Source organism: Pedococcus sp., from assembly GCF_036000045.1.
Lineage (GTDB): Bacteria > Actinomycetota > Actinomycetes > Actinomycetales > Dermatophilaceae > Pedococcus.
The window spans coordinates 44,005-69,303 of the sequence record NZ_DASYGF010000046.1 but is presented as its reverse complement, the minus strand read 5'-3'; the positions used below and the strand labels follow the sequence as shown (position 1 = coordinate 69,303).

Here is a 25,299-nt window from a genome sequence, read left to right as displayed (position 1 = left end):
TCTCGCGGCTGACGACACCGTGCAGCTTGGACACGCCGTTGGCGCGGCCACCGAGGCGCAGGCCCATGACCGCCATGTTGAACATGCCGGGCTGTCCGCCCGGGTAGTCCTCGGCACCGAGGCTGTGGAGCTTGTCGACGGGCACGCCCGCCACGGCCTGGTCGCCGCCGAAGTGCAGCTCGATGAGGTCGGCGCCGAAGCGGTCGATGCCTGCGGGCACAGGCGTGTGCGTGGTGAACACGGTCGCCGCCCGCACCGCCTCGAGGGCCTCGTCGAAGGTCAGGCCGTTGCTCGCGGTGATCTCGCGGATGCGCTCGACCCCGAGGAAGCCGGCGTGGCCCTCGTTGGTGTGGTAGACGTCCGGGTCCGGCGCGCCGGTGAGGCGCGACCAGAGACGCAGGGCACGCACGCCGCCGATGCCGAGCAGCATCTCCTGCTGGAGTCGCTGCTCGCCGCCGCCGCCGTACAGGCGGTTGGTGATGTTGCGGGCGGCGTCGTCGTTGCCGGGCACGTCGGAGTCGAGGAGCAGCAGCGGAACGCGGCCCACCTGGGCCTTCCACACGTGGGCGTGCAGCTCGCGGCTACCCGGCAGGGCCAGCGTGATGACCGACGGGGTGCCGTCCTCCTCGCGAATGAGGCTGAGCGGCAGGCCGTCGGGGTCCAGGACGGGGTAGGTCTCCTGCTGCCAGCCATCACGGTTGAGGCTCTGCTTGAAGTAGCCGGTCTTGTAGAACAGGCCGACGCCGACGATGGGAACTCCCAGGTCGGAGGCTGTCTTGAGGTGGTCGCCCGCGAGGATGCCGAGGCCGCCGGAGTACTGCGGCAGCGCCTCGGTGATGCCGAACTCGGGGCTGAAGTAGGCGATCGCCTTGGGTGCGCCTCCCTCGACTCCCTCGGCCCACGCCTGGAACCAGCGGGGCTCGGTGAGATAGGTGTCGAGGTCCGCCTTGGCCGCGGCCACCGCCGAGACGAAGTCGCCGTCGGCGGCCAGATCGGCCAGTTCCTGCGGCGAGAGGGCGGACAGGAGGCGCACCGGGTCCTTGCGGACCTTCTTCCAGCGATCGGGGTCGATCCGCTGGAAGAGATCACGCGTGGGCGGGTGCCAGGACCAGCGAAGGTTGCTGGCCAGGTCGCCGAGCGCTGCAATGGGCTCGGGCAGAACAGTACGGACGCTGAAGCGTCGGATGGCCTTCACGGGTGGCATCCTACGGCCTCCCGACCCCATCCTTGACGGTTTCTTGCAGGACTTTCAGCGAATTTCACGAATCCGCAGCGTGAGACGGCCGAGAGGTGCGAGGACCGCCAGACCGAGTAGCGTCGTCCGCGTGACTGCGACCCCCCCGGGAACCCCGCCCGAGACCCCTGACGCGCCGAGCGCAGCCAGCACCGGCAGCCGCCCCACGGGGGCACCCGCTCCCACCAGTGACCCACCACAGACTCCCATCGGCCGCATACCCGTCCAACAGGTGAGCCCCACCGTGGACTGCGGGGCACGCCCCGCCAAGTCCGTCGTCGGCGAGGAGTTCACCATCACTGCGACGGTCTTCCGTGAGGGTCATGACGCGGTGAACGCGTCCGTCGTGCTCACCGACCCCGAGGGCGATGAGCACGTCCGGTCGATGACGTGCACGAACCCGGGGCTGAACACCTGGGAGGCCGTGGTCGCCGCCGACGCGGAGGGACTGTGGTCCTACCGCGTCGAGGGCTGGTCAGACCCCTACGGCAGCTGGGACCACGACGCCACGATCAAGGTGACCGCGGGGATCGACGCCGACCTCATGCTCGAGGAGGGCGCGAAGATCCTCGACCGCGCCGTCGACGAGGTGGACCGCACCCCGGCGCAGGCCGCCGTCCTACGCGATGCCGCGACCGCACTGCGCGACGCGCACCGGCCCCCTCTCGCGCGGCTGCACGCCGGCACGGACCCCACCGTCAAGGCCGAGCTGGCCGCGCGACCGCTGCGTGACTTCGTGAGCCCGTCCACGGCATACCCCTTGCTCGTCGAGCGCGAGCTAGCCCTGTATGGCGCCTGGTACGAGATGTTCCCTCGCTCCGAGGGTGCGGTCCAGGACCCCGAGACCGGAGCGTGGACGTCGGGCACCCTGCGCACGGCGGCGAAGCGGCTCCCCGCCATCGCCCGCATGGGCTTCGACGTGGTCTACCTCACGCCGATCCACCCGATCGGCACCACGGCCCGCAAGGGGCCCAACAACACCCTCGACGCCGGCCCGGACGACCCGGGCAGCCCCTACGCCATCGGCTCTCCCGACGGCGGTCACGACGCGATCAACCCCGAGCTGGGCGACTTCGACGACTTCGACGACTTCGTCGCGGAGGCGAGGAGCCTGGGCATGGAGGTCGCGCTGGACCTCGCTCTCCAGTGCTCCCCGGACCACCCCTACGTCGAGACCCACCCCGAGTGGTTCACGACGCGCGCCGACGGCTCCATCGCGTATGCCGAGAACCCGCCGAAGAAGTACCAGGACATCTACCCGCTGAACTTCGACAACGACCCCAAGGGCGCCTATGCGGAGATGCGCAGGGTCGTGCAGGTGTGGATCGACCACGGCGTGACGCTGTTCCGCGTGGACAACCCCCACACCAAGCCGGTGGAGTTCTGGCAGTGGCTCATCGCAGACGTGGCCAAGGACTACCCGCACATCATCTGGCTCGCCGAGGCGTTCACGAAGCCGGCGATGATGGCCACCCTGGCCAAGACCGGGTTCCAGCAGTCGTACACCTACTACACCTGGCGCATCGCCAAGTGGGAGCTCGAGGAGTACGTCCGCGAGCTGGCTGGCGAGGCGGCGGCCTACATGCGCCCGTCGTTCTGGCCCACCACGCACGACATCCTCACCCCCTACATGCAGTTCGGCGGCCCGACGGCCTGGAAGCTGCGCGCCGCCCTTGCTGCGACGCTGGTGCCGACCTATGGCATCTACGCGGGCTACGAGCTGGTGGAGCACGTGGCCCGCCCCGGTGTCGAGGAGCAGATCGACAACGAGAAGTACCAGCTCAAGAACCGGCGCTGGGAGGACTACGAGCCGGGCGGCGCCAAGGAGGGGCAGTCGCTGGCCGGCTACCTCACGCTGCTCAACCAGATCCGCCGGGAGCACCCGTCCCTGCACTGGCTGCGCAACATCACCTTCCACCCCGTGGACGACGAGAACGTCATGGCGTTCTCCAAGCGACGCGTGGAGACCGGACCCGACGGCGAGGTGCTGTCCGAGGACATCGTCGTGGTCGTCGCCAACCTCGACCCGCACAGCACGCGCGAGACCACCATCCATCTCGACATGCCGGCACTGGGCCTCGACTGGCACGACGGGATGGCCGCCGAGGACCTCATCACCGGAGCCTCGTGGCATTGGGGGGAGCACGTCTACGTCCGCGTCGGTCCGGAGACCGAACCCGTTCACATCGTCGCGATCAGGAGGTTCTGATGCAGGGGCTCAACCTGTCCCAGCCGGGACTGAAGCACGACCCGGAGTGGTTCAAGACCGCGGTGTTCTACGAGGTGCTCGTCCGCGGGTTCGGCGACTCCAAGGGCTCCGGCGCAGGCGACTTCACAGGACTCATCAACCGGCTCGACTACCTCCAGTGGCTCGGGGTCGACTGCCTGTGGCTCCCGCCGTTCTACGCGTCCCCCCTGCGCGACGGCGGCTACGACATCGCCGACTACACCGCGGTGCTCCCCGAGTTCGGCACGCTGCCCGACTTCCAGGAGCTGGTCTCGCAGGCGCACGCCCGCGGCATCCGGATCATCACCGACTTCGTCATGAACCACACCAGCGACCAGCATCCGTGGTTCCAGGCGTCCCGTTCCGACCCCGAGGGCCCCTTCGGTGACTTCTACGTATGGTCCGACTCCGACGAGCCCTACTCCGACGCGCGGATCATCTTCATCGACACCGAGGTCTCCAACTGGACCTTCGACCCGATCCGGCGCCAGTTCTTCTGGCACCGGTTCTTCTCGCACCAGCCGGACCTCAACTTCGAGAACCCCGCGGTGCACGACGCGATGTTCGACGTCGTGCGGTTCTGGATGGATATGGGGATCGACGGCTTCCGTCTCGACGCGGTGCCCTACCTCTATGAGGAGGAGGGCCACAACTGCGAGAACCACCCGAAGACGCACGAGTTCCTCGCCAAGCTGCGAGCCATGGTGGACGCCGAGTACCCGGGCCGGATCCTGCTCGCGGAGGCCAACCAGCCGCCCGCCGACGTCGTGGACTACTTCGGCACGGAGGACACGCCTGAGTGCCAGATGTGCTTCCACTTCCCCGTCATGCCGATGCTCTACTACTCGCTGCGCGAAGAGAAGGCGGCGCCGATCATCGACGTCATGGCCGACACGCCTCCGATCCCGGCCGGCACCCAGTGGGGCACCTTCCTGCGGAACCACGACGAGCTCACCCTCGAGATGGTCACCCCGGAGCAGCGCGCGGCGATGTACGGCTGGTACGCCCCTGACCCGCGGATGCGGGCCAACGTCGGCATCCGGCGGCGGCTTGCCCCGCTGCTCGACAACAGCCGCGCCGAGATCGAGCTGATCCACGCCCTGCTGCTCTCGCTGCCGGGCTCGCCCTGTCTCTACTACGGCGACGAGATCGGCATGGGCGACAACATCTGGCTCAACGACCGAGACTCCGTCCGCACCCCGATGCAGTGGACACCCGACCGCAACGCCGGGTTCTCCTCCGCCGACCCCGGCAAGCTCTATCTCCCGGTCGTGTCCTCGCTCGTCTACCACTACAACAACGTCAACGTCGAGGCGCAGATGGCGAGCAGCGCCTCGCTCCTGCACTGGCTGCGGGCGATGCTCGAGATCCGCAAGCGGCATCCCGTCTTCGGTCTGGGCGAGTTCGACGTCTGCCCCTCCGACAACGAGGGCGTCCTCGCGTTCCTGCGGGTGCAGTGGCCGAGCGCCGGCTCGTCGTCCTCGGCCGGCGAGGCCGTGCTCTGCGTCAACAACCTGTCCTCGCGACCTCAGGCGGCCACGATCCGGGTGCCCGAGGAGTTCTCGGGGGCACGGCTCGAGGACCTCTTCGGCGGCCAGGGCTTCCCCAAGATCGCCGACGACGGCACCATCACCCTGACCTTGGGCTCGCGCGACTTCTTCTGGCTCCGCCTCGTGCCGGGTGCGGCCCATGGCTGAGATCCACCAGACCGCGTCGCTGTCGCCGACCAAGCTGGAGCTGCTGCCGGTCTGGATGTCCACCCAACGCTGGTATGCCGCCAAGGGCCGGGTGCCGAAGCTGCGTCGCCTCTGGTCGTGGCGCCTCGACGACCCCGCCGGCGAGGTGGGCATCGAGACGCTTCTCGTCGTCGACGAGGGGGGCTCCGAACCCGTGGTCTACCAGGTGCCGCTCACCTACCGAGGCGCACCTCTGGAGGGCGCCCGGCATGCGCTGGTCGGCACCATGGAGCACAGCGTCCTGGGCCGTCGGTGGGTCTACGACGGCGCTCACGACCCTGTCTACGCGGCGCAGCTGCTGGCGCTGGTGCTCGGGCAGGCGATCCCCCAGGCGGGTTCGCAGTCCGACACCGCGGAGCCGGGCGTCGTGGGCGAGCGGCACCCGAGCTGGACTGCCGAGACCACGCTGGTCGGTTCCAAGGTGCTCAAGGGCGAGCAGTCGAACACCTCGATCATCTTCGACTGCACCGACTCCGACGGCGCGCCGAAGCCGTTGATCTGCAAGGTGTTCCGCACCCTGCAGGCAGGCGACAACCCCGACGTGACCGTGCAGGGCGCACTGTCCGAGGCGGGGTCCAGCCGGGTCCCGAGGATGGTCGGTGCGGTCAGCGCGACCTGGCCGGCCCCCGACGACAGCGTGGCCACGGGGCACCTCGCGTTCGCACAGGAGTTCCTGCCCGGCACCGAGGACGCCTGGCGCGTGGCCCTGCGCTCGGTGGGCGCCGGGGCCGACTTCACCCAGGCCGCCTCCGACCTCGGTGCGGCGACGGCCGAGGTCCACGAGCTCCTGGCCCAGGTGCTGCCGACCGACCCGGTGACTCCCGAGGCGATCGCCGCGGTGGTCGCGAGCATGCGCGGGCGCTACATCTCGGCTGCGTCCGAGGTGCCGGCGCTCGCGGCATACGAGCACCAGATCGCGGCCGTGTTCGACCGCGCCGTCAACGCGCCGTGGCCACGGCTCCAGCGCATCCACGGCGACTACCACCTCGGTCAGGTACTCCACGTGCCCGACCGCGGGTGGGTGCTGCTCGACTTCGAGGGCGAGCCGCTGCGGCCGCTGGCCGAGCGGGGCCGGCCGGACCTGGCGGTGCGTGACATCGCGGGCATGCTGCGGTCGTTCGACTACGCGGCGGGGTCCTGGGAGCACTCCCACCCGGGCCAGAGCGCCCGCGCGTGGGTGACCGCCGCCCAACAGGCGTTCCTCGACGGATACGGCGCCCAGTGCGGTCGCGACCCGCGCCAGGACGCCGCCCTGCTCATCGCCTTCCAGCTCGACAAGGCCCTGTACGAGGTCGTCTACGAGGCGCGCAACCGCCCCACGTGGCTGACCATCCCCACCGACGCCGTGTCTCGGCTGCTCGACGATGCGAGGAAGGACCTGTCATGAGTCCCAAGTTCGGCAAGAAGCCCAAGCAGGAGAAGCCAGAAGCGTCAGAGGCGCAGGAGGCCGAGGCGCAGCAGCCGGAGGCCCCGCAGCCGGAGGCGCAGGCGCCCCGAGAGGCAGCCGCCTCCCCGGCGTTCGGGCTGCCCGACCCGGACCCCGGCTCCGACTCCCCCGCCGGGCCCGGCTCCGACAGCGGCTCCCTCCCCACCCCTGAGGTCCTCCCCCCGGTCAGCACCCAGACGGCTCGGGCGACCGAGCCCCCGCTCGTGCGGGAGCCCGAGACGGTCCCGGTCATCTCCACCCCCGCCGAGGCGATCCGTGCCCTGGCCGACGGCCGACACCAGCAGCCCCATGACCTGCTCGGGCATCACCTCGAGCCGGCCGGTCTCATGATCCGCGCCTACCGCCCGTTCGCGTCCTCGGTCGCGGTGGTGTTCCAGGACGGCGAGCGCGTCGAGCTGCAGCACGAGGCCGACGGCGTCTGGGGGGGCCTGCGCCGGGATGCCACCCAGACCCAGGACTACCGCCTGCGGGTGACCTACGCCGACGGTATCGAGCACGAGCAGGACGACCCGTACCGCTTCGCGCCCACCCTGGGCCCGATCGACCTGCACCTGATCGGCGAGGGTCGCCACGAGCAGCTCTGGACCGTGCTGGGCGCCCACGTCCGCGATTACCCCGGTCCGATGGGGAACGTCGTCGGCACCTCGTTCGCCGTATGGGCGCCCCGGGCCCAGGCCGTGCACGTCTCCGGTGACTTCAACGGCTGGGACACCCGCAGCCACGCGATGCGCCTGCTCGGCGAGTCGGGCGTCTGGGAGCTCTTCGTCCCCGGCGTCGGCGACGGCACGCTCTACAAGTTCCTCGTCCGCGGCGCCGACGGCAAGGTCCGCGAGAAGGCCGACCCGATGGCGCGCGCCACCGAGCTGCCGCCCGGCCGCGCCTCGTCGGTCGTCGACTCCCGCCACACCTGGGAGGACGACGCCTGGATGCAGCGCCGGGCCCAGACCAACCCGCACACCGGTCCGATGAGCGTCTACGAGCTCCACCTCGGCTCCTGGCGTCAGCACCACAGCTACCGCGACCTGGCCGAGCACCTGGTCAACTACGTCCAGGACCTGGGCTTCACCCACGTCGAGCTCATGCCGGTCATGGAGCACCCCTACCCGCCGTCCTGGGGCTACCACGTCACCAGCTACTACGCCCCGAGCGCGCGGTTCGGCCGTCCCGATGACTTCCGATACCTGGTCGACCGGCTCCACCAGGCCGGCATCGGCGTGATCCTCGACTGGGTGCCCGGACACTTCGCCACCGACCCCTGGGCGTTGGCCCGCTTCGACGGCCTGCCGCTCTACGAGCACCCGGACCCGCGCAAGGGCTGGCACCCCGAATGGGGTTCCTACATCTTCGACTTCGGCCGCTCCCAGGTGCGCAACTTCCTCGTGGCCAACGCGATCTACTGGCTCGAGGAGTTCCACATCGACGGGCTTCGAGTCGACGGCGTCGCCTCGATGCTCTATCTCGACTACGCCCGCAAGGACGGAGAGTGGATCCCCAACATCCACGGGGGCCACGAGAACCTCGAGGCGGTGGGCCTGCTCCAGGAGGCCAACGCCACGGCATACAAGCGGGTGCCGGGCATCGTGACGATCGCCGAGGAGTCCACCTCGTGGCCGGGCGTCACGAAGCCCACCGACACCGGCGGCCTCGGGTTCGGGCTGAAGTGGAACATGGGCTGGATGAACGACTCCTTGCGCTACCTCAAGGAAGACCCGATCCACCGGCAGTACCACCACAACCTGCTGACCTTCTCGCTCGTGTACGCCTTCAGCGAGAACTACCTGCTGCCCATCAGCCATGACGAGGTCGTCCACGGCAAGGGCTCGCTCCTGCGCAAGATTCCGGGCAGCCGCTACGACCAGCTCGCGACGGTGCGCACGTTCCTCGCCTACCTGTGGAGCCACCCCGGCAAGCAGCTGATCTTCATGGGCACCGAGTTCGCCCAGGAGGCCGAGTGGGCCGACGGTCGCGGGCTCGACTGGTGGCTGCTCGACCACGCCGCGCACTACCGCGTGCACAACCTCGTCAAGGAGCTCAACCGCGTCTACCGCGAAAACCCCGCGCTGTGGGCGCTGGACTCCGACGCCGCCGGGTTCGAGTGGCTCAACGCCGACGACGCCTCCTGGAACACCTACTCCTACCTGCGGTTCGGCACCCCGGACCGCAAGGGGCCAGTGGTGGCGGTCGCGGTGAACTTCGGTGGCCTGGCACGGGACCCACTACGAATGGGCGTTCCCAGGGCCGGACGCTGGCAGGTCCTGCTCGACACGAGCGGGTTCGACGAGTTCGGCACGCCAAGCCAGGCCGGTGTCGTGCTGGATGCCCAGGAGCAGCCCGCCGACGGCCAGCCGTACTCGGTGGAGGTTCGGGTGGCGGCGCTGTCGGCGGTCTACCTCGTGCCGGTCGAGGAGGACGCGGTCGAACAGGGCACCAAGGAGCTCGAGCCATGAGCGACCCACGTGCCGGGCAGCCGGCTCAGCCATCGGACCTGGTCGACGTCGCCCACCTGGTGACGGCCTACTACAACCTGCAGCCGGACCCGCAGAACCTCGACCAGCAGGTGGCGTTCGGCACCTCGGGGCACCGCGGCTCCAGCCTGCGCACGGCGTTCAACGAGGCGCACATCCTGGCGACGACCCAGGCGATCTGCGACTACCGCGCGTCCCAGGGCTACGACGGCCCGCTGTTCATGGGTCGTGACACCCACGGTCTCAGCGAGCCGGCGTGGTCGTCGGCACTGGAGGTGCTGGCGGCCAACGACGTCACCGTGCTCGTCGACGACCGCGACGGCTACACCCCGACGCCCGCGGTGTCGCACGCCATCCTGCGGGCGAACCAGGGCCGCACCACGGGCGCAGGACTGGCCGACGGCATCGTCGTCACGCCCTCTCACAACCCGCCGGCCGACGGCGGTTTCAAGTACAACCCACCCCATGGGGGCCCCGCCGACAGCGACGCCACCAAGGTCATCGCCGCGAGAGCCAACGAGCTCATCGCGTCCGGGCTCGGCGAGGTGCGGCGTATGCCGTTCAGCCGGGCCCGCGCGCAGGCTCAGCCCTACGACTTCCTAGGCACCTACGTCGATGACCTCCCGCAGGTGCTCGACCTCCAGCGCATCAAGGACGCCGGGATACGCATCGGCGCCGACCCGCTCGGTGGCGCCAGCGTCGCGTACTGGGGCGAGATCGCCGATCGGCACGGGCTCGACCTCACCGTGGTCAACCCGCTCGTCGACCCGACGTGGCGGTTCATGACGCTGGACTGGGACGGCAAGATCCGCATGGACTGCTCTTCGCCGTCCGCCATGGCCTCGCTCATCTCGCGCAAGGACGAGTACGACATCGCCACGGGGAATGACGCCGACGCCGACCGCCACGGCATCGTCACCCCCGACGCGGGGCTGATGAACCCCAACCACTTCCTCGCGGTGGCCATCCGCTACCTGTTCGGTGGCGCGCGGCCGGGCTGGCCCGACGGCGCCGCCATCGGCAAGACCCTGGTGTCGTCCTCGATGATCGACCGCGTGGCCGCGGAGGTCGGCGGACGGCTCGTCGAGGTACCGGTCGGGTTCAAGTGGTTCGTCCCCGGCCTGATCGACGGCAGCTTCGGGTTCGGCGGTGAGGAGTCCGCGGGCGCCTCCTTCCTGCGTCGCGACGGTCACGCCTGGACCACCGACAAGGACGGCATCATCCTTGCCCTGCTGGCCTCCGAGATCCTCGCGGCGACCGGCAAGACCCCGAGCCAGCACTACGCCGGGCTCACCGCCCACCATGGCGACCCGGCATACGCGCGCATCGACGCTCCCGCCAACCGCGACCAGAAGGCCAAGCTCGCCGCCCTCTCCCCCGGGGACGTCGCCGCGGACTCCCTCGCCGGGGAGCCGATCACCGGCAAGCTCACCACGGCACCCGGCAACGGCGCCCCCATCGGCGGGCTCAAGGTCACGACCGAGAGCGCGTGGTTCGCGGCGCGGCCGTCCGGTACCGAGGACGTCTACAAGATCTATGCCGAGTCGTTCCGCGGGGCCGAGCACCTCGCCCAGGTGCAGGCCGAGGCCAGAGAGGTCGTCGGCGCGGCGCTGGGCAGCTGACCTCCCGACGCGGGAGCACCAGGCGGGCGGTCTAGCCGAGTGCCTGCTCGGCTGCGCGGGCCAGCTCCACCCAGCGGTCCTCATGGGCGGGGGGCACCTGCACCCAGGCCTTCATGGGACGCCCCGCCATGGGCTCGAACAGGTGGGCGCCCTCCAGGCCGAGCGCCTCGGCGTGCGCCGGACCGTCGAGCTTGAACACCATGTCGTCGCCGTAGAGCCCGGCGAAGGCCTTGCCGCCCCGTCGCTTGAGCGAGGGCATCCCGAACATCGAGGCGCGCTGGACGTCGAGCTCGTCGCTGAGCTCCTCGACCACGGCATCGAAGCGGGCCCGGCCCTCGTCGCTCGGCTTGGTCATCTGGGGTACCTCAGGCATACCCGCGAGGATAGAGGGACTGGTCAGAACAGGGCGCTCATCAGCGCAGTGCGGGCCTTGCGGACGCGCTCGTCCTGCGAACCGACCACGGAGAACAGCTCGAGCAGGTGCGCGCGCGCCCGCTCGCGCTCGTCGCCGCTCGTCGCCTTGACCAGGTCGATGAGCCGCAGGAAGGCGTCGTCGACGTGGCCGCCGAGGAGGTCGAGGTCGGCGACGAGGGTCTGGGCGGCAACGTCGGTCGGGTGGTCGGCGGCGGCCGCCCGCGCCGTCTGCAGGTCAACGTCGTGGGTGCGCTGCATCAGTCCCACCTGGGCAAGCCCCAGCTCGGCGTCGGCGTCCGCGGGGTTCTCCTTCAAAGCCTGCCGGTATGCCGCCGCGGCACCCTCGAGGTCGCCGCTCTCGATGGCCTCGTAGGCCTGCTGGTGCAGGGGCGGCAGGGCGGTCTCGGAAGCGTCGTCCTCATCCGTCTCCGGCTGCTGCCCCAGCTCGACCCGCCCGGTCACGCCGTGCTGGACGGCGAGCGCCAACAGCTCGTCGATGACCGGGCGCAGCTGCTCCGCGGGCTGCGGGCCGGCGAACAGCGGCACGGGCTGCTGCTGGATCAGCCCCATCGTCACCGGGACGGTCTGGACCTGGAAGGCGCGCAGGAGGCCGGGGTTGGCCTCGACATCGATGCTCACGACCTGCACCCGGCCGCCGTAGGCCTGCGCGACCGTCGCGACCGTGTCGAGGTAGTCACGCGACTCGGGGATCTGCGCGGCCCAGAGCACCAACAGCAGCGGCACGCTGACCGAGACGTTGACGATCTCGGAGAACGTCGCGTCGCTCGCCTCCACCACCAGGCCGGAGCGCCCCGGAACGGCGGCAGCCGACGCACCTGCAGGCGTCTGCCGGGCAGCCGAGGCGCCAGCGCCGGTAGCGGTCTGACCGGCGGCGGGCGGTCGCGACGGCGCGCCGAGCCTGGCGAGGTCGATGGCGCCACGCAGTCCAGGGGTGGTGGGCTGATCAGTCATGACGGGATTGTCCCTCACGGTCCCCCGCGGCGCTCAGGCACCCTTGGCCGACACCAGCGTCTCGTCGGCCGCGACGACGGAGGCCTGACCCTGTGGCGGCACGGCGAACACGACGGTCTCGTAGGTCTTGAGCTCGGCGCTCTGCGTGAGCGTCTTCTTCCCGACCAGCTTCTGGAACTGCGGGCTCGGCGTCAGGGACTTGCCGCCGGAGGCGAGGGTGATGTCGTCCGTCCGCTCCAGTAGTGCGAACACCAGGGCACCCCCGCCCTTGAGCGCGATGGACACGGTCTGGCTGGGCTGGGGCCGATGCGTCCGGGTCAAGGACGCCAACGCCCCGAAGGCCTTGGCCTGGGCGGCTGCGTTGGCTTGCACTCCGGTCGAGAACGGGTCGTTGGTGCTCACGTGCGCAGAGGGCTGGGGCTTCGGGTAGGCGAGGCTCGCCGCATACTCCGAGACGAGCTCCTCCGGAGCGACCGCTACCGCGCCCGGGGGCACGGACAGGGCCGAGCCGGCCGTCAGCGGGTCGAGGGCCGGCACTGTGGCGCCGGCGTGCATGGTCGCCCTCGCAGCCAGCTTGAACGGCGTGCGGACATCGGGCGACGACAGCAGGTTGAGCACCGAGGCGCCACTGGGGTCGGTGGTCTGCACGAGGATCACCCGGGGCCATCCGGTGCCTCGGGAGATGGCCAGCACCCGGGGCTGTGGGGGCACGTTCACGGGGTTCAGGCTGGCAGCGCTCGTGACGCCCAGCTGGTCCGCGGCCGTGGCCACGGTCAGCGCGCTGCCCGTCATCGACGCGGCCCGAAGCGCCTTCGCAGCGGACGCCGGCGCGCTCGTCGCGGTGCCGACATCGGTCAGCACGCGGGTCGCGATGACGTCGGCCTGCTCCGGGGACAGGGCGACAGCGGTGCGCGCGGCGCCCGGCGCGTCGTGGATACCGACGGCGGCGGCACACCCAGCGGCTGTCGACACCGCGAGGGTGACCGCGAGCGCGGCGCCGGCCTTCGTCAGGGTCGCTCGCATCAGGACTCCTTCCGCGAGGTCGGGGAGTGGGCGCGCCAGAGGCCGAACGCTCCTGCTACCAGGGCCAGCAGCCCGACTACGGCGACGAGCAGCGACTCGAGGAACCACGCCGGCCGATGCATGGTGACGGTCAGCGACGACAGCTCGGCGGAGCCGCCGTCCTGCCCGGTGACCACCACGGACTCCGGGGCGGCGGTCTGGCTGATACTGAGGCGGACGGTGCCCGCACCCCTTCCGACAGCGCGCCAGATATCTGCCGACCCGAGGGCCGGGGCCGGCCCGTGACCGGAATGCGAGGTGCGCAGCGACCAGTCGCGGAGGCGCAGGCCACTGACGGTCGTCCGCTGGGCGCCGTCCACGATGGCCTCGGCGTCCTCGGGAGTGGCCACCCCCAGGAAGAGCGGCTGCCCGTGGGCGCCCCGCGCGGCGACGGTCACCGGGCCGTCCACCCGGTTGAGGACGGACGGCTCGAGGACGACGACGCCGTCTCGCGGGGTCGTCCGGAACGACGCAGTTCCCGACACGCCGAGGTGCACGGTGAACCACGTCCCCAGGACGAGCAGCACCAGACCTGCCACGGTCAGCGCCGCGTGCAGGGCTGGTCGGGCCAGCTTGGACACAGGACAGATCCTTACGTGAGCGGGCCGGCGCGGGCGGTCTCCACGCAGCCGGCAGTCCATCCACCATGACCCAGACCGCCTCGCCAGGACAAATCTGGAGCGCATGAGAAGCGATGAGAAAGGGGTCGATGGCGACGCCCGCGGAAGCGGTCGATGGCATGATCGCCCGTGATGACTCTACGAGCGAAGTCCTCACGCACCCGCCGGCCCGGACGGCCCCGCGAGGAGGCCACCGAGCAGGCGATCACCCAGGCTGCGCGTCAGGTGCTCGCCGACAAGGGCGTGGCACGCATGTCGATGGAGGTCGTGGCCCACAAGGCCGGTGTGGCCAAAAGCACGCTCTACCGCCGGTGGCCGTCCAAGGTCGAGCTCGCGATCCACGCCGTGGCCGTGACCTTCGACACGATCGATGTCGAGGACCACGGGTCGTTGGCGGCGGACATGCGTGCGGGCATCGGCGAGGCGGCGCGGCTCATGCGCGACCCCTCGATCGGAGCCGCGTATGCCGCGCTGCTCGCCGAGTCGGCCCGCGACCCCGGCGGCGTCGGGCGCCAGGTGCGTGAGTCACTGTCGACGCGGCTCCAGGCCCTGGTGGCGACCTCGGTCGAGCGAGCCATCGGGCGCGGCGAGATCCGCGCGGAGATGGTCGACGTGGACCTGCTGGCCGACGTGGTCGTGGGCTCTGTCATGCACCGCGCGCTGGCCACGGGCGAGCCGGACGACGCCTTCGTGGACGCTCTCATCGAGCTACTGGCGGACGTCGCCTACGCGCGGCTACGCCGAGCGCAGCGTGAGGACGCTGCGCTCGACGCGGCGTCTCAGAACCGCGCCGGCTCGCGGTAGACGCCCCACTCGTCGCGCAGAGCGTCACAGATCTCGCCCAGGGTCGCCTCGGCCCGGACCGCGTCGAGCATGGCGGGCACCATGTTGTCGTCGGTGCGCGCCACCTCGACCAAGTGGCGCACTGCGGCGGCCACAGCCGCCTCGTCCCGCGCGCTGCGGCGGCCCTTGAGCGTGGCGACCTGCTCGCGCTCGACCTCGTGGCTCACGCGCAGGATCTCGAGCTCGTGGGTGATCGAGGCGGTGTGACAGTTGACGCCGACGACCTTCTTGTCGCCCTTCTCCAGCGCCACCTGGTACTGGAAGGCGGCCTCGGCGATCTCGGACATGAACCAGCCGTCCTCGATCCCGCGCAGGATGCCGGACGTCATGGGCCCGACAGCGTGGTCGACGTCGCCCTGGGCGTTGCGGGGCTTGCCCAGCTCGCCCATGGCTTTGATCGTCTCGAAGATCTTCTCGGCCTCGGCCTCGATCTGGTCGGTCAGGGCCTCGACGTACCAGCTACCGCCGAGCGGGTCGGCGACGTTGACGACGCCGGTCTCCTCCATGATGACCTGCTGGGTGCGCAGGGCGATCTCGGCGGCCTGCTCGCTGGGCAGCGCCAGCGTCTCGTCGAGCGCGTTGGTGTGCAAGGAGTTCGTGCCGCCGAGGACGGCCGCGAGGGCCTCGACGGCGGTGCGCACGACGTTGTTGTAGGGCTGCTGGGCCGTCAGGCTCACGCCGGCGGTCTGGGTGTGGAACCGCAGCCACTGGGCCTTGTCGGTCTTCGCCCCGTAGACGTCGCGCATCCACCGCGCCCAGATGCGACGGGCCGCGCGGAACTTGGCGATCTCCTCGAAGAAGTCGAGGTGGCTGTCGAAGAAGAAGGACAGGCCGGGGGCGAACTTCTCGATGTCGAGCCCCCGGGACAGGCCCAGCTCCACGTAGCCGAAGCCGTCGGCGAGGGTGAAGGCGAGCTCCTGCGCGGCCGTGGAGCCGGCCTCGCGGATGTGGTAGCCGGAGACGGACAGCGGCTTGTATGCCGGGATGTGCTCGGCGCAGTACTCCATCAGGTCGCCGATCAGGCGCAGGTGCGGCTCAGGCGCGAACAGCCACTCCTTCTGGGCGATGTACTCCTTGAAGATGTCGGTCTGCAGCGTGCCGTTGAGCACGCCCAGGTCGACGCCTTGGCGCTCGGCCGCGACGAGGTACATGCAGAAGACGGGAACTGCCGGGCCACTGATCGTCATCGACGTCGTGATGTCCTCGAGTGGGAGGTCGTTGAACAGCACCTCCATGTCCTGGGCGGAGTCGATGGCCACACCGCAGTGGCCCACCTCGCCCAGGCTCATGGGGTCGTCGGAGTCGCGACCCATGAGCGTCGGCATGTCGAACGCGACCGACAGACCGCCGCCGCCGCGCTCGAGGATCATCTTGTAGCGCTCGTTGGTCTGCACCGCGTTGCCGAAGCCGGCGAACTGACGGATCGTCCAGGTCCGTCCGCGGTAGCCCGTCGGGTACAGGCCACGGGTGAACGGGTACTCCCCCGGCCAGCCGATCCGCTCGGGGACCTCGGAGCCGTCTGCGGGACCGTAGACCGGTTCCACGTGCATCTGCGAGAGCGTGGTGAAGTCAGCATCGCGCACCTGCCCCTTGGCCTGGGCGGCGTCGTAGCGGGCCTGCCAGCGGGCGGCACCGGTCGTCTGAGAGTCAGGGCTCGAGGTCATAGGCCCGAATTTACTAGGACGTCCTAGTAAATTCCAGTCCGGCTCACGACGCGAGGCTCAGGCCTGGAAGTCGCTGGCCCCCAGCCGCACCTTGCGGAGCAGGTCGAAGAGCTGCTCGTGCTCCGCCGCGGTCAGCATGCCCAGACCGAACCTGGCGTTGACCAGGTCTGTCGTGGCCGCCTCCATCGCCTCGCGACCGGCGTCGGTGATGACCGCCAGCGTGCCGCGGCCGTCGTCGGGGTTCGGGACACGCTGCACGAAGCCCTGGGCATCAAGCCGCTGGATGATGTTGGTGGCGCTGGTGGGGTGCACCATGAGGCGCTGGCCGATCTTGCTCATCCCCAGGCGGCCGTCGCGGCTGAACGCCAACAGCACCAACGCCTCGTAGCGCGCGAACGTCAGCCCGTGGCGACCGACGATCGCGTCGTAGTCGGTGATCAGCAGCTGTTGCACGCGCATGATCGACGTGGCGCTCGCCATCGCCAGCGGTTGGGAGGTACGCCCCCAGCGACGCGTCCACAGCTGAGCCGCCCGGGTGATCGGGTCGAACGGCAGGCGGATCGGCTTCGGCACGAAGGCAGGTTAGTGGGCAGGACCACGCCGCGGCGGGACCATCTCAGCGCGGCTCGGCTTACGCCCGCTCGCGCAGCGCAGACTCCAGCCGTTCGACCTTCGCGGTGAGCTCACCGGCATACCCAGGACGGATGTCCGCCTTGAGCACGAGGCTCACGCGCGGGCCGAACTGGGCCACCGCGTCGACCGCAGACTTGACCACGGCCATGCACTCGTCCCACTCACCTTCGATGGTGGTGAACATGGCGTCGGTGCGGTTGGGCAGACCTGAGGAACGGACCACCTCGACGGCGGCAGCGACGGCAGCGCTCACCGACCCTTCGGAGTCGGCGGCAGCGGATGGGGCGACGGAGAAGGCGACGAGCATGCCTACACCGTATGCCGCCGCAGGAGGAAGGCCGGCGTCACCTCCACCGTGCGGAAGCCGAGCCGCTCGTTGATCGACACCATGTAGCCGTTCTGCTCGGCGTTGCAGGTGAGGACGCGCGTGCGCTCGGGCCCCACCCGAAGCTGGAGCTCCTTCAGCCCGCGAGCCTTGATGGCCAGACCCAGACGATGCCCCCGGTGCGCCGCGACCACGAGCGTGCCCCACTGCCAGACGTTGGGGAGGTTCTCGTCCTGGGCCGGGACCACGAGCTCGCTGTATGCCGCGACCTCACCGGTCGAGGTGAGGGCCAGCGTTGTGACCTTGCGCCGCCCCTGGCGTCGTCGTTGCTCCTCGTGGCGGCGCACGAGAGCCGGCGTCAGAGCCTCGGGTTCGAAGCTCAGGTCGCCGCCTGGGGCATCGACCGCGAGCCGGTTGTAGGCGTCACACAGGGACGGCAGCAGCTCCTCGGGGAGGGGTGCGTCGAAGGTCTCGATGCGGTAGCCGGGGTGGTGCCCAGCCGCCTCGGCGATGAAGGCGTCGAGGTCGACGTCGTCCACCGGCAGGGAGCGGGCCCTGGCGATCTCGGTGTTGGCGAGCTGGAAGCCGTTCTTCTCGGCGAACCGGCGGTACGGGTGGTCCTCGCGCCACTCGAACGGGTAGGCCGTCTCCATGGCTAGATCCGTGCGGCCGTCCGCCTGGGCGAGCGCCACGAGCTCCGCGAGCACGGCCGAGCCGATCCCCTGACGCCTGTGCTCCGGCGCCACCCAGGGCATGAGCCACGACATGTGGCGGTTGTCGGTCAGCGGCGACCAGGCTATCCCGGCGCCGACCAGCTCATCGCCGTCCACGGCGACGACAGCGTCGGTGCGCTGGGTGGGGTCCTCGTCGGTGAGCTCGACGCACATCTCCCGCAACCCCCACGTGGGCGCGTGCGGGCGCTCGAACCCCTCCGCGGCGACGCTGACGGCGTGGAACCGCGCCAGCTCGGCCTCGTCGTGGCGGTTGAGGGGGCGGATCTCCATGCGCACCACGGTAGGGACGCGGGAGCGCGTGAAGCCAATGGTTTTCGTACCGGCTTCAACCCTGGACGGGATAGGCGCCAGGCCGTCAGACCCGTGTGTCGCTGTTGATGAGGTACGGTTGGCCGCCGCTCACCAGCTCGAGCCGGTGCGTCTCGTCGCTGGTGCCGCCGGTGACCAGGTGGAAGGTCAGCTGAGCGGTCACGATCCCGGTCTTCGGGTCAGCCGTCATGCCGTGGACGTCCACCTTCGAGATCGTGCTCCAGAACCCCTCGTAGCCGGCCCGGCCGCCCGCCTGGGACTGCATCGCCGGCGTGAGCTCGGCCCACGTCTGGTCGCGCTTGTTGGCATCGGTGACGTCGCGGTAGTAGGTCTTGATGAAGTCCTGCATCTGAGCCGCGCTCTTGGGCGGCGCGGTCGTCGTGCTGGTCGTCGTGGTGGGCGGCGGCGTCGTCGTCGACGTCGTCGAGGTCGACGACGACGAGCTGGACGTGTGCGTGGTCGAGGGTGAGACCGTCTGTGTCCGTGTGCTCGTCGAGGTCACCGTGGTGGTCGTCCCGGGGGTGGGCGCCTTGCTGGCGAACCCGCCGGACAGCGCGTAGGCCAAGCCGACAATGAGCAGGAGCAGCAGGATCGCGCCGAGGACCCACCAGCCGGCCCGCGACCGCGGCTCCTGGCCGGAAGGGCCCGCCGGTGAGGAGGGCCCGCCGGGGCCGACGGGACCTGGGTCGTATTCCGAGGGTGGCACGACGGGCGGTCCGCCGAGGGCCTGCGTCGCTCCGGCATCGGGGATCACCTCGGTCGCCGCGGCTCCGGCGCCAAAGGCGGCCCCGACGGGCAACGCCATGGTGGAGTCTCCGCCGGCGATGCGGCCGAGGTACTGGGCAGCAGTCGCCATGTCCCAGCGACGGTGCACGTCCGGCTCCATCATGGCGGCGATGGCACCGCCGAGCGGCCCGGCGAGGTCCATGGGACGTGGCGCACCCGAGGCGATCGTCTGCAAGGTGGCCAGCGGGTTGGCCTGCGCCTCGTAGGCCGGCTCCCCCTCGACCGCGGAGTAGAGGGTCGCGCCCAAGGCCCATACGTCGGACGCCGGTGTCGGGTCGCCGCCACGGGCCAGCTCGGGCGAGAGGTAGCTGGGAGTCCCGGTCATGAACCCGGTCTGGGTGAGCTGGTCGTCCGCATGGGCTCGGGCGATGCCGAAGTCGCTGACCTTGGGGGTCCCGGACGAGGTGATGAGGATGTTTCCGGGCTTGACGTCACGGTGGACGATGCCGCGCTGGTGAGCCTTGGCCAAGGCGCCGGCCACGGCTGCCCCGATGGCCGCGACGCGGCGCGGCGGCAACGGGCCCTCGTCGCGGATCTGCTCGGCGAGGCTCTGGCCGTCGACGTACTCCATCACGAGCCAGTGGGCGTCGTCCTCGTCGACGATGTCGTAGACCCCGACCACATGGACGTCGTTCAGCGAGGCAGCGATCCGCGCCTCGCGCATCGCCCGGGCGGCGGCAGCAGGGTCGCCCGGCAGCGCGCCGACTCGCTTGATGGCGACCTCGCGTCCGAGCACGGTGTCGCGAGCGAGCCAGACGGTGCCCATGCCACCGCTGCCGATGGCTCGCACCACCTCATAGCGGCCGGCGATCACCTGGGGATGCACGCGTGCGTTCCTCTCGTCGGGTCGGGGATCACCCTACGACGCAGTCCCCCACCTTGGCACTCAGCCCTGCCGTGAGCCTCCCCCCGAGCGTGGCACTCAGGCCAGCGCGGCGACGATCTGGTCGGCCGCGGCATACGGGTCGGTCGTGCCGTCCACCACGGCGGCCGCGAGCTCGTCCACACCGTTGCCGTGGCGCAGGTCGCCCATCTTGGCGCGCAGCTGCTGGAGAGCGATCGACTCGATCTCGTCGCCTGCGCGAGCGACCCGGCGGTCGCGCAGGGTGCCGGACTCCTCCATCCACGACGTGTGCTTCTCGATCGCCTCGATGACCTCGTCGACGCCTTGGCCCTGTGCCGCAACGGTTTTCACCACGGGAGGACGCCAGAGGCCGGGCTCGGTGCGGTCGCCGAGAGAGATCATGTGGCGGATGTCGCGGACGGTCGCATCCGCCCCCTCGCGGTCGGCCTTGTTGACGACGAACACGTCACCGATCTCGAGGATGCCCGCCTTGGCAGCCTGGATGCCGTCGCCCATGCCCGGGGCGAGCAGCACGATGGTGGTGTCGGCCAGGCCCGCGACCTCGACCTCGGACTGCCCGACACCCACCGTCTCGATGAGGATGACCTCGCAGCCTGCGGCGTCGAGCACGCGCAGCGCCTGGGGGGTCGTCCACGACAGGCCGCCGAGGTGGCCCCGGCTGGCCATGGAGCGGATGTAGACCTCAGGGTCGAGTGCGTGGTCCTGCATGCGGACCCGGTCGCCGAGCAGCGCTCCGCCGGAGAAGGGGGAGGACGGGTCCACGGCGAGCACGCCGATGCGCTTGCCCTGGGCCCGGTATGCCGCGACGAGGGCGTTCGTCGACGTGGACTTGCCGACCCCCGGGCTACCGGTGACGCCGATGATGTGGGCGTTGCCGGTGTGGGGTGCCAGCGCAGCCATCACCTCGCGCAGGGCAGGGTGGGCGTCCTCGACCAGCGAGATGAGGCGGGCCACGGCGCGAGGCGACCCTGCCCTGGCCGACTCGACCAGGGCAGGGACATCGACGGTGCGGGGGGCCAAGCGTCAGCCGTTCTCGGAGCGGGGCACGCGCACGATCAGGGCGTCACCCTGGCCACCGCCACCGCACAGGGCGGCAGCGCCGATGCCACCCCCGCGACGCTTGAGCTCGAGCGCGAGGTGCAGGGCGATCCGGGCGCCGGACATGCCGATGGGGTGGCCCATCGCGATGGCGCCGCCGTTGACGTTGACCTTGTCGAGCTCGATGCCGAGCTCCTTGGCCGAGGCGAGGCCGACGGCGGCGAACGCCTCGTTGATCTCGACCAGGTCGAGGTCGGCCGGGGTGATGCCCTCGCGCTCGCATGCCTTGGCGATGGCGCGAGCCGGCTGCTGCTGGAGGGTCGAGTCGGGGCCGGCCACCATGCCGTGCGAGCCGATCTCGGCGAGCCAGGTCAGGCCCAGCTCCTCCGCCTTGGCCTTGCTCATCACGACCACGGCAGCGGCACCGTCGCTGATCTGGGAGGCGGAGCCGGCGGTGATGGTGCCGTCCTTGGAGAACGCCGGGCGCAGCTTGCCCAGCGTCTCGGTCGTCGTGTCGGCGCGGACGCCCTCGTCGGTCTTGAACTCGACCGGGTCACCCTTGCGCTGGGGGATGGAGACCGCGACGACCTCGTCCTCGAACAGGCCGTCCTTCCACGCCCGAGCGGCGAGCTGGTGGCTGCGCGCGGAGAACTCGTCCTGCTGCTCGCGGGTGAACTGCTGGTCACCGGAGTTCGCCTGCTCGGTGAGCAGTCCCATGGCCTGGTCGGTGAAGGCGTCCCACAGGCCGTCGAAGGCCATGTGGTCGCGCAGCGGCACATCGCCGTACTTGTAGCCCTCGCGGGACTTGGTGAGCAGGTGGGGAGCGTTGGTCATGGACTCCTGACCACCGGCGACCACCACGTCGACCTCGCCGGCTCGGATCAGCTGGTCGGCCATGGCGATGGCGTTGATGCCGGAGAGACAGACCTTGTTGATGGTCAGGGCCGGGACGGTCATAGGGATGCCCGCCTTCGCGGCCGCCTGGCGCGCAGGGATCTGGCCCGCGCCGGCCTGGAGCACCTGGCCCATGATCACGTAGTCGACCTGCTCGGGGCTGACACCGGCCTTGTCGAGCGCGCCCTTGATGGCGAAGCCGCCGAGGTCTGCGCCCGAGAAGTCCTTGAGTGAGCCGAGCAACCGGCCCATGGGCGTACGTGCGCCCGCAACGATGACTGAGACCGGTCGGTCAGGCTGTGTCGTCATGAAAATGTGCCTCCAGCGCCGTGAGTGATGTCCGTCTTGCACTCTAGTGCGGCCAGAGGCGCGTGAACCTGGCCGGGCGGGTGGCGCTGACCACAACGCAGGTATGCCGCGTGAGGCCGGCACGCTCCCCTCCCCGTTGACTTCTGGCGCGTGACAGGGCCCCGTCTCGGCGGGTGTAGTCGGCGCCCGCAGGCGGCGGTTTGGACGTGTGAACCGCCATGCCGTCCTGGTGGGCTACTTCTTCGGCCGTCGCCGTGACGGCATCCCGCTCCTGGCCGGGGTGGCGACATTTCGATCGTCGGTGGCTCCGGCCACGCTTGGGTACGCCGCGTGGCACGGTCCATGCCACGCGGCGCACCAGATTGAAATTCGTGAATCGCGGGTGGCTCGGCGGAGGGTTCAGCTTCGTTGGCGTTGCCTCGATTTCATACCGGCGAATACGCCCGCTCCAACGACCAGGACGCACATGAGAAGAAGGCCGAATTCGTCGACTGGGCGGTTCAGCCCGATCACCACAAGCACGAGAATGACAGTCACGACGAGTGAGGCCGACAGCGCCTGGAGAACCCTCTTCGTAGTCATATCATTGCCTCTGCACGATGTGATAGGTCCCGTCGAAATACACCCTGAACTGGGTGAATGGGTTGCCCGAAGCAACGCAGCCATACTTCATGACGCACTGTTCCCAGGTGGCCTGCATCGTCACCGTGTAAGCACAGGGTCCAGGAAGGTTGGCATACGCCGCGTTGTTGGTGAATCCCCGATCGTAAATTCCGGGTGCGGATCGAGGAATACTGAATGTAGCGGCCAGCCGAGCTTGACCGCGTTGCGTATGTCGCTGCCGCGAGGCGGAGCGGACCATCGGGCGATGCTGCGCCCAAACCCTCCTTGGGCATACCGGACGCTGGGTCCACAATCTGAGAGGCGACATCTGGCCTTGTCAGCAGCGCGGCCCGATCAGCCGGGCTCACTCTTCCACTGGCATTGATGCGCGCCACGACGGAGCGAACCTCTCCGTCGCTGATTGCGCCCTTGGCACTGGCCGGCGTCGAAGAAGCGAGGACGCACCAGGCAATACCCAGAATTGCGACCCACCATCGAATCCATCTCGTTGACCATCTTGATGGTCCGGCTTGCGGCAGCCTCGTTCCCATGTCGAGCCAGTGAAATCGACCCATGCTTGCCTCCCTTCGATAGGCCCGAACGAGGAAACCGCGACCATGACGCATCCCTCGTGAACTTCTTCTGTGACGAACCCCACCAAACTCGGGGACACGCTCCCTTCTGCGTGCCACCGGTCGGTTCCCCAACCAGCAACATGCCAGGCGGCAGTGCAAAAGGGGAGGGGGCATTCAGGATTGGAATACCTACTCGCGCAAGACCGGCGCCATGTGCTGCGCGGCTGAGTCTCAGAGGCGGTGAATGTCTCCCCAATACCGTTCGCCATCACGCAGAGGTGACGATGATCATCCCCACAAGAACGAGCACCGCTATGACTACAGCGCGGCTGCTCTTGCTCGAGACTCGACCGTGATCGTGACGGACCTGCCGACGGCAGCCAGGAGGGCGCCGACGAACGGCACCTCGGCTTGCCCGACGAGCCGCACGACAGCCGTCTGGCCGTCCGGACTGCCGGTGCCGGGAGCCACCTGCCAGGCCAGGATGCTCGCGGGACGGGGCTGTTGGGCGAGGTAGTCAGTCGCCGCCTGTTGAACGGTCGCCGGGCTGATGCCCACGGCCCCACCCAGGCCCCGCTGGTAGGCACCGACGTCGAAGGCGTCCGCCGCGTCCAGGGCCGCACCGTCCGCGGCGTCGAGCAGTCGCATCCGGGAGAGCTGGAGCGAGGTCACCGCCACCGTGCCGAGTATCAGCAGGATCGCGATGACCGTGAACCCGAGGGCCAGCACCGTCACCTGACCGGACTCTCCGGAGCAGCGTCGACGAGTTCCACCGTGACTGCGCCAGGCGGCGCAGCCCCTCATGGTCGACCCCGGAAACGGTCGACCACCGCCAGATGCGTCGCGGCCACCGGCACCGCCAGCGGGACCACCTCACGGGCGAACGAAGGGATGAGCGGCAGCGGCACCATGACCCGCACCGCCACCCACACGCGGCCCTCGGGACGCAGGCAGGGCGACCCGTCACACCCCACTGTCAGCTGTGCCTCGTCATCGCGGAATCCCTGGTCCGCGAATGAAATTCCCGCGGCAGCCTTCGCACGGCCCTCTGCGTCACGATCCGAGGTGGCCGTGACGAACGCCCGGCCGGCCTCCCTCGCCGCCGTCGATGCGGCATACGCGCCGGCTTGAAGACGTGACAGGGTCATGACGAGGTAGAACAGCGGCACCATCACGAGCACAGCGAGGAACACGAACTCCACCAGGGCGCTGCCCCTCTCACCCCATCGGGCGAGCCGACGCGCCCGCGGCAAGCGAAAGGCCGGACCCAGCGCCACTCTCACTGGCGCTCCAGGAAAGCTCGGCCGACCACGTCGAAATGCTGGCCCGCCCCGAGGAGACCGATGACCGGCAACGGCGCGACGACCCGGACCGAGAGCACGCGTACGCCGTCCGCCATGACCACCCGAGCGGTCACCTGCTCGCCGAAGCGGCGGGACAGCGTCGAGTCGATGAGCTGGCGAGTCCGTGCGACGCCCTCCCCCGGATCGGCATCCGCACGGGCGCCCAGCCGTGCCCCCTCGGACGCACAGGAGATCAACGTGTTCCGGACATACAGCGTCAGGCCCACCTGGAGCAGCGCCACGAACACGACAGACAGGAGCGCGCCCACCATGACGAAGTCGGCCACAGCGGAGCCCCGGTCACCCGCCTTGGCCGGCGTGAGGTGATACATGGGTCAGCGGCGCGCACTGGCGAGCGCGGCACTGAACAGCGCCGTGAGCTGCCCCTCTGCGACAGCCCACAGGGCTGCGACGAGCCCTGCGGTCATGAGAGTGACGAGGACCCAGCCGGGAACATCGCCTCGCTCGCCACGAGGCCGGAGACGCCGCATCACGTGCGTCGTGGCACAGCGGGCGGTCGTGAACGTGCGGTCCAGCTCGGACAGCGTCCGCTTCGATATGGACATGGTGGAGCCCCTC

At 69.9% G+C, this 25,299-nt stretch carries 22 protein-coding genes; 6 read left to right on the top strand and 16 right to left on the bottom strand.

The genetic code is table 11. The features are described from left to right. Positions 1-1,195, bottom strand: a 1,195-nt coding sequence (gene glgP / locus VGN50_RS07705) for an alpha-glucan family phosphorylase (RefSeq protein WP_327444145.1), incomplete at its 3' end; no start/stop codon positions are given. Between the two features lie 130 nt (positions 1,196-1,325). On the opposite strand from glgP, the gene VGN50_RS07700 reads away from it, so the two are divergent. The 5 genes from VGN50_RS07700 to pgm are packed head-to-tail and all read left to right on the top strand — an operon-like array spanning position 1,326 to position 10,731. Continuing rightward, positions 1,326-3,443, top strand: a complete 2,118-nt coding sequence (locus tag VGN50_RS07700) for an alpha-1,4-glucan--maltose-1-phosphate maltosyltransferase (RefSeq protein ID WP_327444144.1) — start codon at positions 1,326-1,328, stop codon at positions 3,441-3,443. Then, entirely contained in the window at positions 3,443-5,158 is a 1,716-nt protein-coding gene (treS, locus tag VGN50_RS07695; protein ID WP_327444143.1) for a maltose alpha-D-glucosyltransferase, read from the top strand. Before VGN50_RS07700 ends, treS begins: the two co-directional genes overlap by 1 nt. After that, positions 5,151-6,584, top strand: a complete 1,434-nt coding sequence (locus VGN50_RS07690) for a maltokinase N-terminal cap-like domain-containing protein (RefSeq protein WP_327444142.1) — start codon at positions 5,151-5,153, stop codon at positions 6,582-6,584. Before treS ends, VGN50_RS07690 begins: the two co-directional genes overlap by 8 nt. Beyond that, positions 6,581-9,091, top strand: coding sequence for a 1,4-alpha-glucan branching protein GlgB (glgB, locus tag VGN50_RS07685; protein ID WP_327444141.1), 2,511 nt, complete (start codon positions 6,581-6,583; stop codon positions 9,089-9,091). Before VGN50_RS07690 ends, glgB begins: the two co-directional genes overlap by 4 nt. Then, positions 9,088-10,731: a phosphoglucomutase (alpha-D-glucose-1,6-bisphosphate-dependent) gene (gene pgm / locus VGN50_RS07680; RefSeq protein ID WP_327444140.1), complete on the top strand. Its 1,644-nt coding sequence runs from the start codon at positions 9,088-9,090 to the stop codon at positions 10,729-10,731. Before glgB ends, pgm begins: the two co-directional genes overlap by 4 nt. 31 nt (positions 10,732-10,762) lie before the next feature. Here the strand turns inward: pgm and VGN50_RS07675 are convergent, their stop codons facing one another. The 4 genes from VGN50_RS07675 to VGN50_RS07660 are packed head-to-tail and all read right to left on the bottom strand — an operon-like array spanning position 10,763 to position 13,760. Further along, positions 10,763-11,104, bottom strand: coding sequence for a hypothetical protein (locus VGN50_RS07675; RefSeq protein WP_327444139.1), 342 nt, complete (start codon positions 11,102-11,104; stop codon positions 10,763-10,765). Between the two features lie 23 nt (positions 11,105-11,127). Then, positions 11,128-12,117: a tetratricopeptide repeat protein gene (locus VGN50_RS07670; RefSeq protein ID WP_327444138.1), complete on the bottom strand. Its 990-nt coding sequence runs from the start codon at positions 12,115-12,117 to the stop codon at positions 11,128-11,130. Between the two features lie 33 nt (positions 12,118-12,150). After that, on the bottom strand, positions 12,151-13,140 hold the full coding sequence (locus VGN50_RS07665; protein WP_327444137.1) for a hypothetical protein: 990 nt from the start codon (positions 13,138-13,140) through the stop codon (positions 12,151-12,153). After that, positions 13,140-13,760 (bottom strand): hypothetical protein, encoded by a 621-nt coding sequence (locus tag VGN50_RS07660; RefSeq protein ID WP_327444136.1) that lies wholly within the window; start codon positions 13,758-13,760, stop codon positions 13,140-13,142. The genes VGN50_RS07665 and VGN50_RS07660 overlap by 1 nt, the downstream gene beginning before the upstream one ends. Positions 13,761-13,931: 171 nt before the next feature. Between VGN50_RS07660 and VGN50_RS07655 the strand changes: the two genes are divergently transcribed. Continuing rightward, entirely contained in the window at positions 13,932-14,603 is a 672-nt protein-coding gene (locus VGN50_RS07655) for a TetR/AcrR family transcriptional regulator (protein WP_327444135.1), read from the top strand. Here VGN50_RS07655 and VGN50_RS07650 read toward each other — a convergent pair. The 11 genes from VGN50_RS07650 to VGN50_RS07600 all read right to left on the bottom strand — a co-directional run bounded on the left by VGN50_RS07650 (position 14,579) and on the right by VGN50_RS07600 (position 25,286). After that, positions 14,579-16,306, bottom strand: a complete 1,728-nt coding sequence (locus tag VGN50_RS07650; RefSeq protein WP_327444134.1) for an acyl-CoA mutase large subunit family protein — start codon at positions 16,304-16,306, stop codon at positions 14,579-14,581. The genes VGN50_RS07655 and VGN50_RS07650 overlap by 25 nt on opposite strands. 57 nt (positions 16,307-16,363) lie before the next feature. Then, a complete protein-coding gene (locus VGN50_RS07645; RefSeq protein WP_327444133.1) occupies positions 16,364-16,879 on the bottom strand; it encodes a MarR family winged helix-turn-helix transcriptional regulator in 516 nt (171 codons plus the stop codon). 58 nt (positions 16,880-16,937) lie between these two features. Further along, positions 16,938-17,246, bottom strand: coding sequence for a thiamine-binding protein (locus tag VGN50_RS07640; RefSeq protein WP_327444132.1), 309 nt, complete (start codon positions 17,244-17,246; stop codon positions 16,938-16,940). A 2-nt stretch (positions 17,247-17,248) separates the two neighbouring features. Continuing rightward, a complete protein-coding gene (locus VGN50_RS07635; protein WP_327444131.1) occupies positions 17,249-18,268 on the bottom strand; it encodes a GNAT family N-acetyltransferase in 1,020 nt (339 codons plus the stop codon). Positions 18,269-18,353: 85 nt separating this feature from the next. Beyond that, complete coding sequence (locus VGN50_RS07630; protein WP_327444130.1) at positions 18,354-19,919, bottom strand: serine/threonine-protein kinase; 1,566 nt, start codon at positions 19,917-19,919, stop codon at positions 18,354-18,356. 96 nt (positions 19,920-20,015) lie between these two features. Continuing rightward, a complete protein-coding gene (meaB, locus tag VGN50_RS07625; RefSeq protein WP_327444129.1) occupies positions 20,016-20,978 on the bottom strand; it encodes a methylmalonyl Co-A mutase-associated GTPase MeaB in 963 nt (320 codons plus the stop codon). A 3-nt stretch (positions 20,979-20,981) separates the two neighbouring features. Next, positions 20,982-22,199, bottom strand: a complete 1,218-nt coding sequence (locus tag VGN50_RS07620) for an acetyl-CoA C-acetyltransferase (protein WP_327444128.1) — start codon at positions 22,197-22,199, stop codon at positions 20,982-20,984. A gap of 1,496 nt (positions 22,200-23,695) precedes the next feature. Beyond that, positions 23,696-24,112 carry a pilus assembly protein TadG-related protein gene (locus tag VGN50_RS07615; protein WP_327444127.1) on the bottom strand — a complete coding sequence of 139 codons (417 nt, stop codon included), beginning with the start codon at positions 24,110-24,112 and terminating at the stop codon, positions 23,696-23,698. 65 nt (positions 24,113-24,177) lie between these two features. Next, a complete protein-coding gene (locus VGN50_RS07610; protein ID WP_327444126.1) occupies positions 24,178-24,579 on the bottom strand; it encodes a pilus assembly protein in 402 nt (133 codons plus the stop codon). A gap of 77 nt (positions 24,580-24,656) precedes the next feature. Then, positions 24,657-25,052: a TadE family protein gene (locus VGN50_RS07605; RefSeq protein WP_327444125.1), complete on the bottom strand. Its 396-nt coding sequence runs from the start codon at positions 25,050-25,052 to the stop codon at positions 24,657-24,659. Positions 25,053-25,055: 3 nt separating this feature from the next. Then, positions 25,056-25,286, bottom strand: a complete 231-nt coding sequence (locus tag VGN50_RS07600) for a hypothetical protein (RefSeq protein WP_327444148.1) — start codon at positions 25,284-25,286, stop codon at positions 25,056-25,058. Positions 25,287-25,299: the final 13 nt, after the last annotated feature.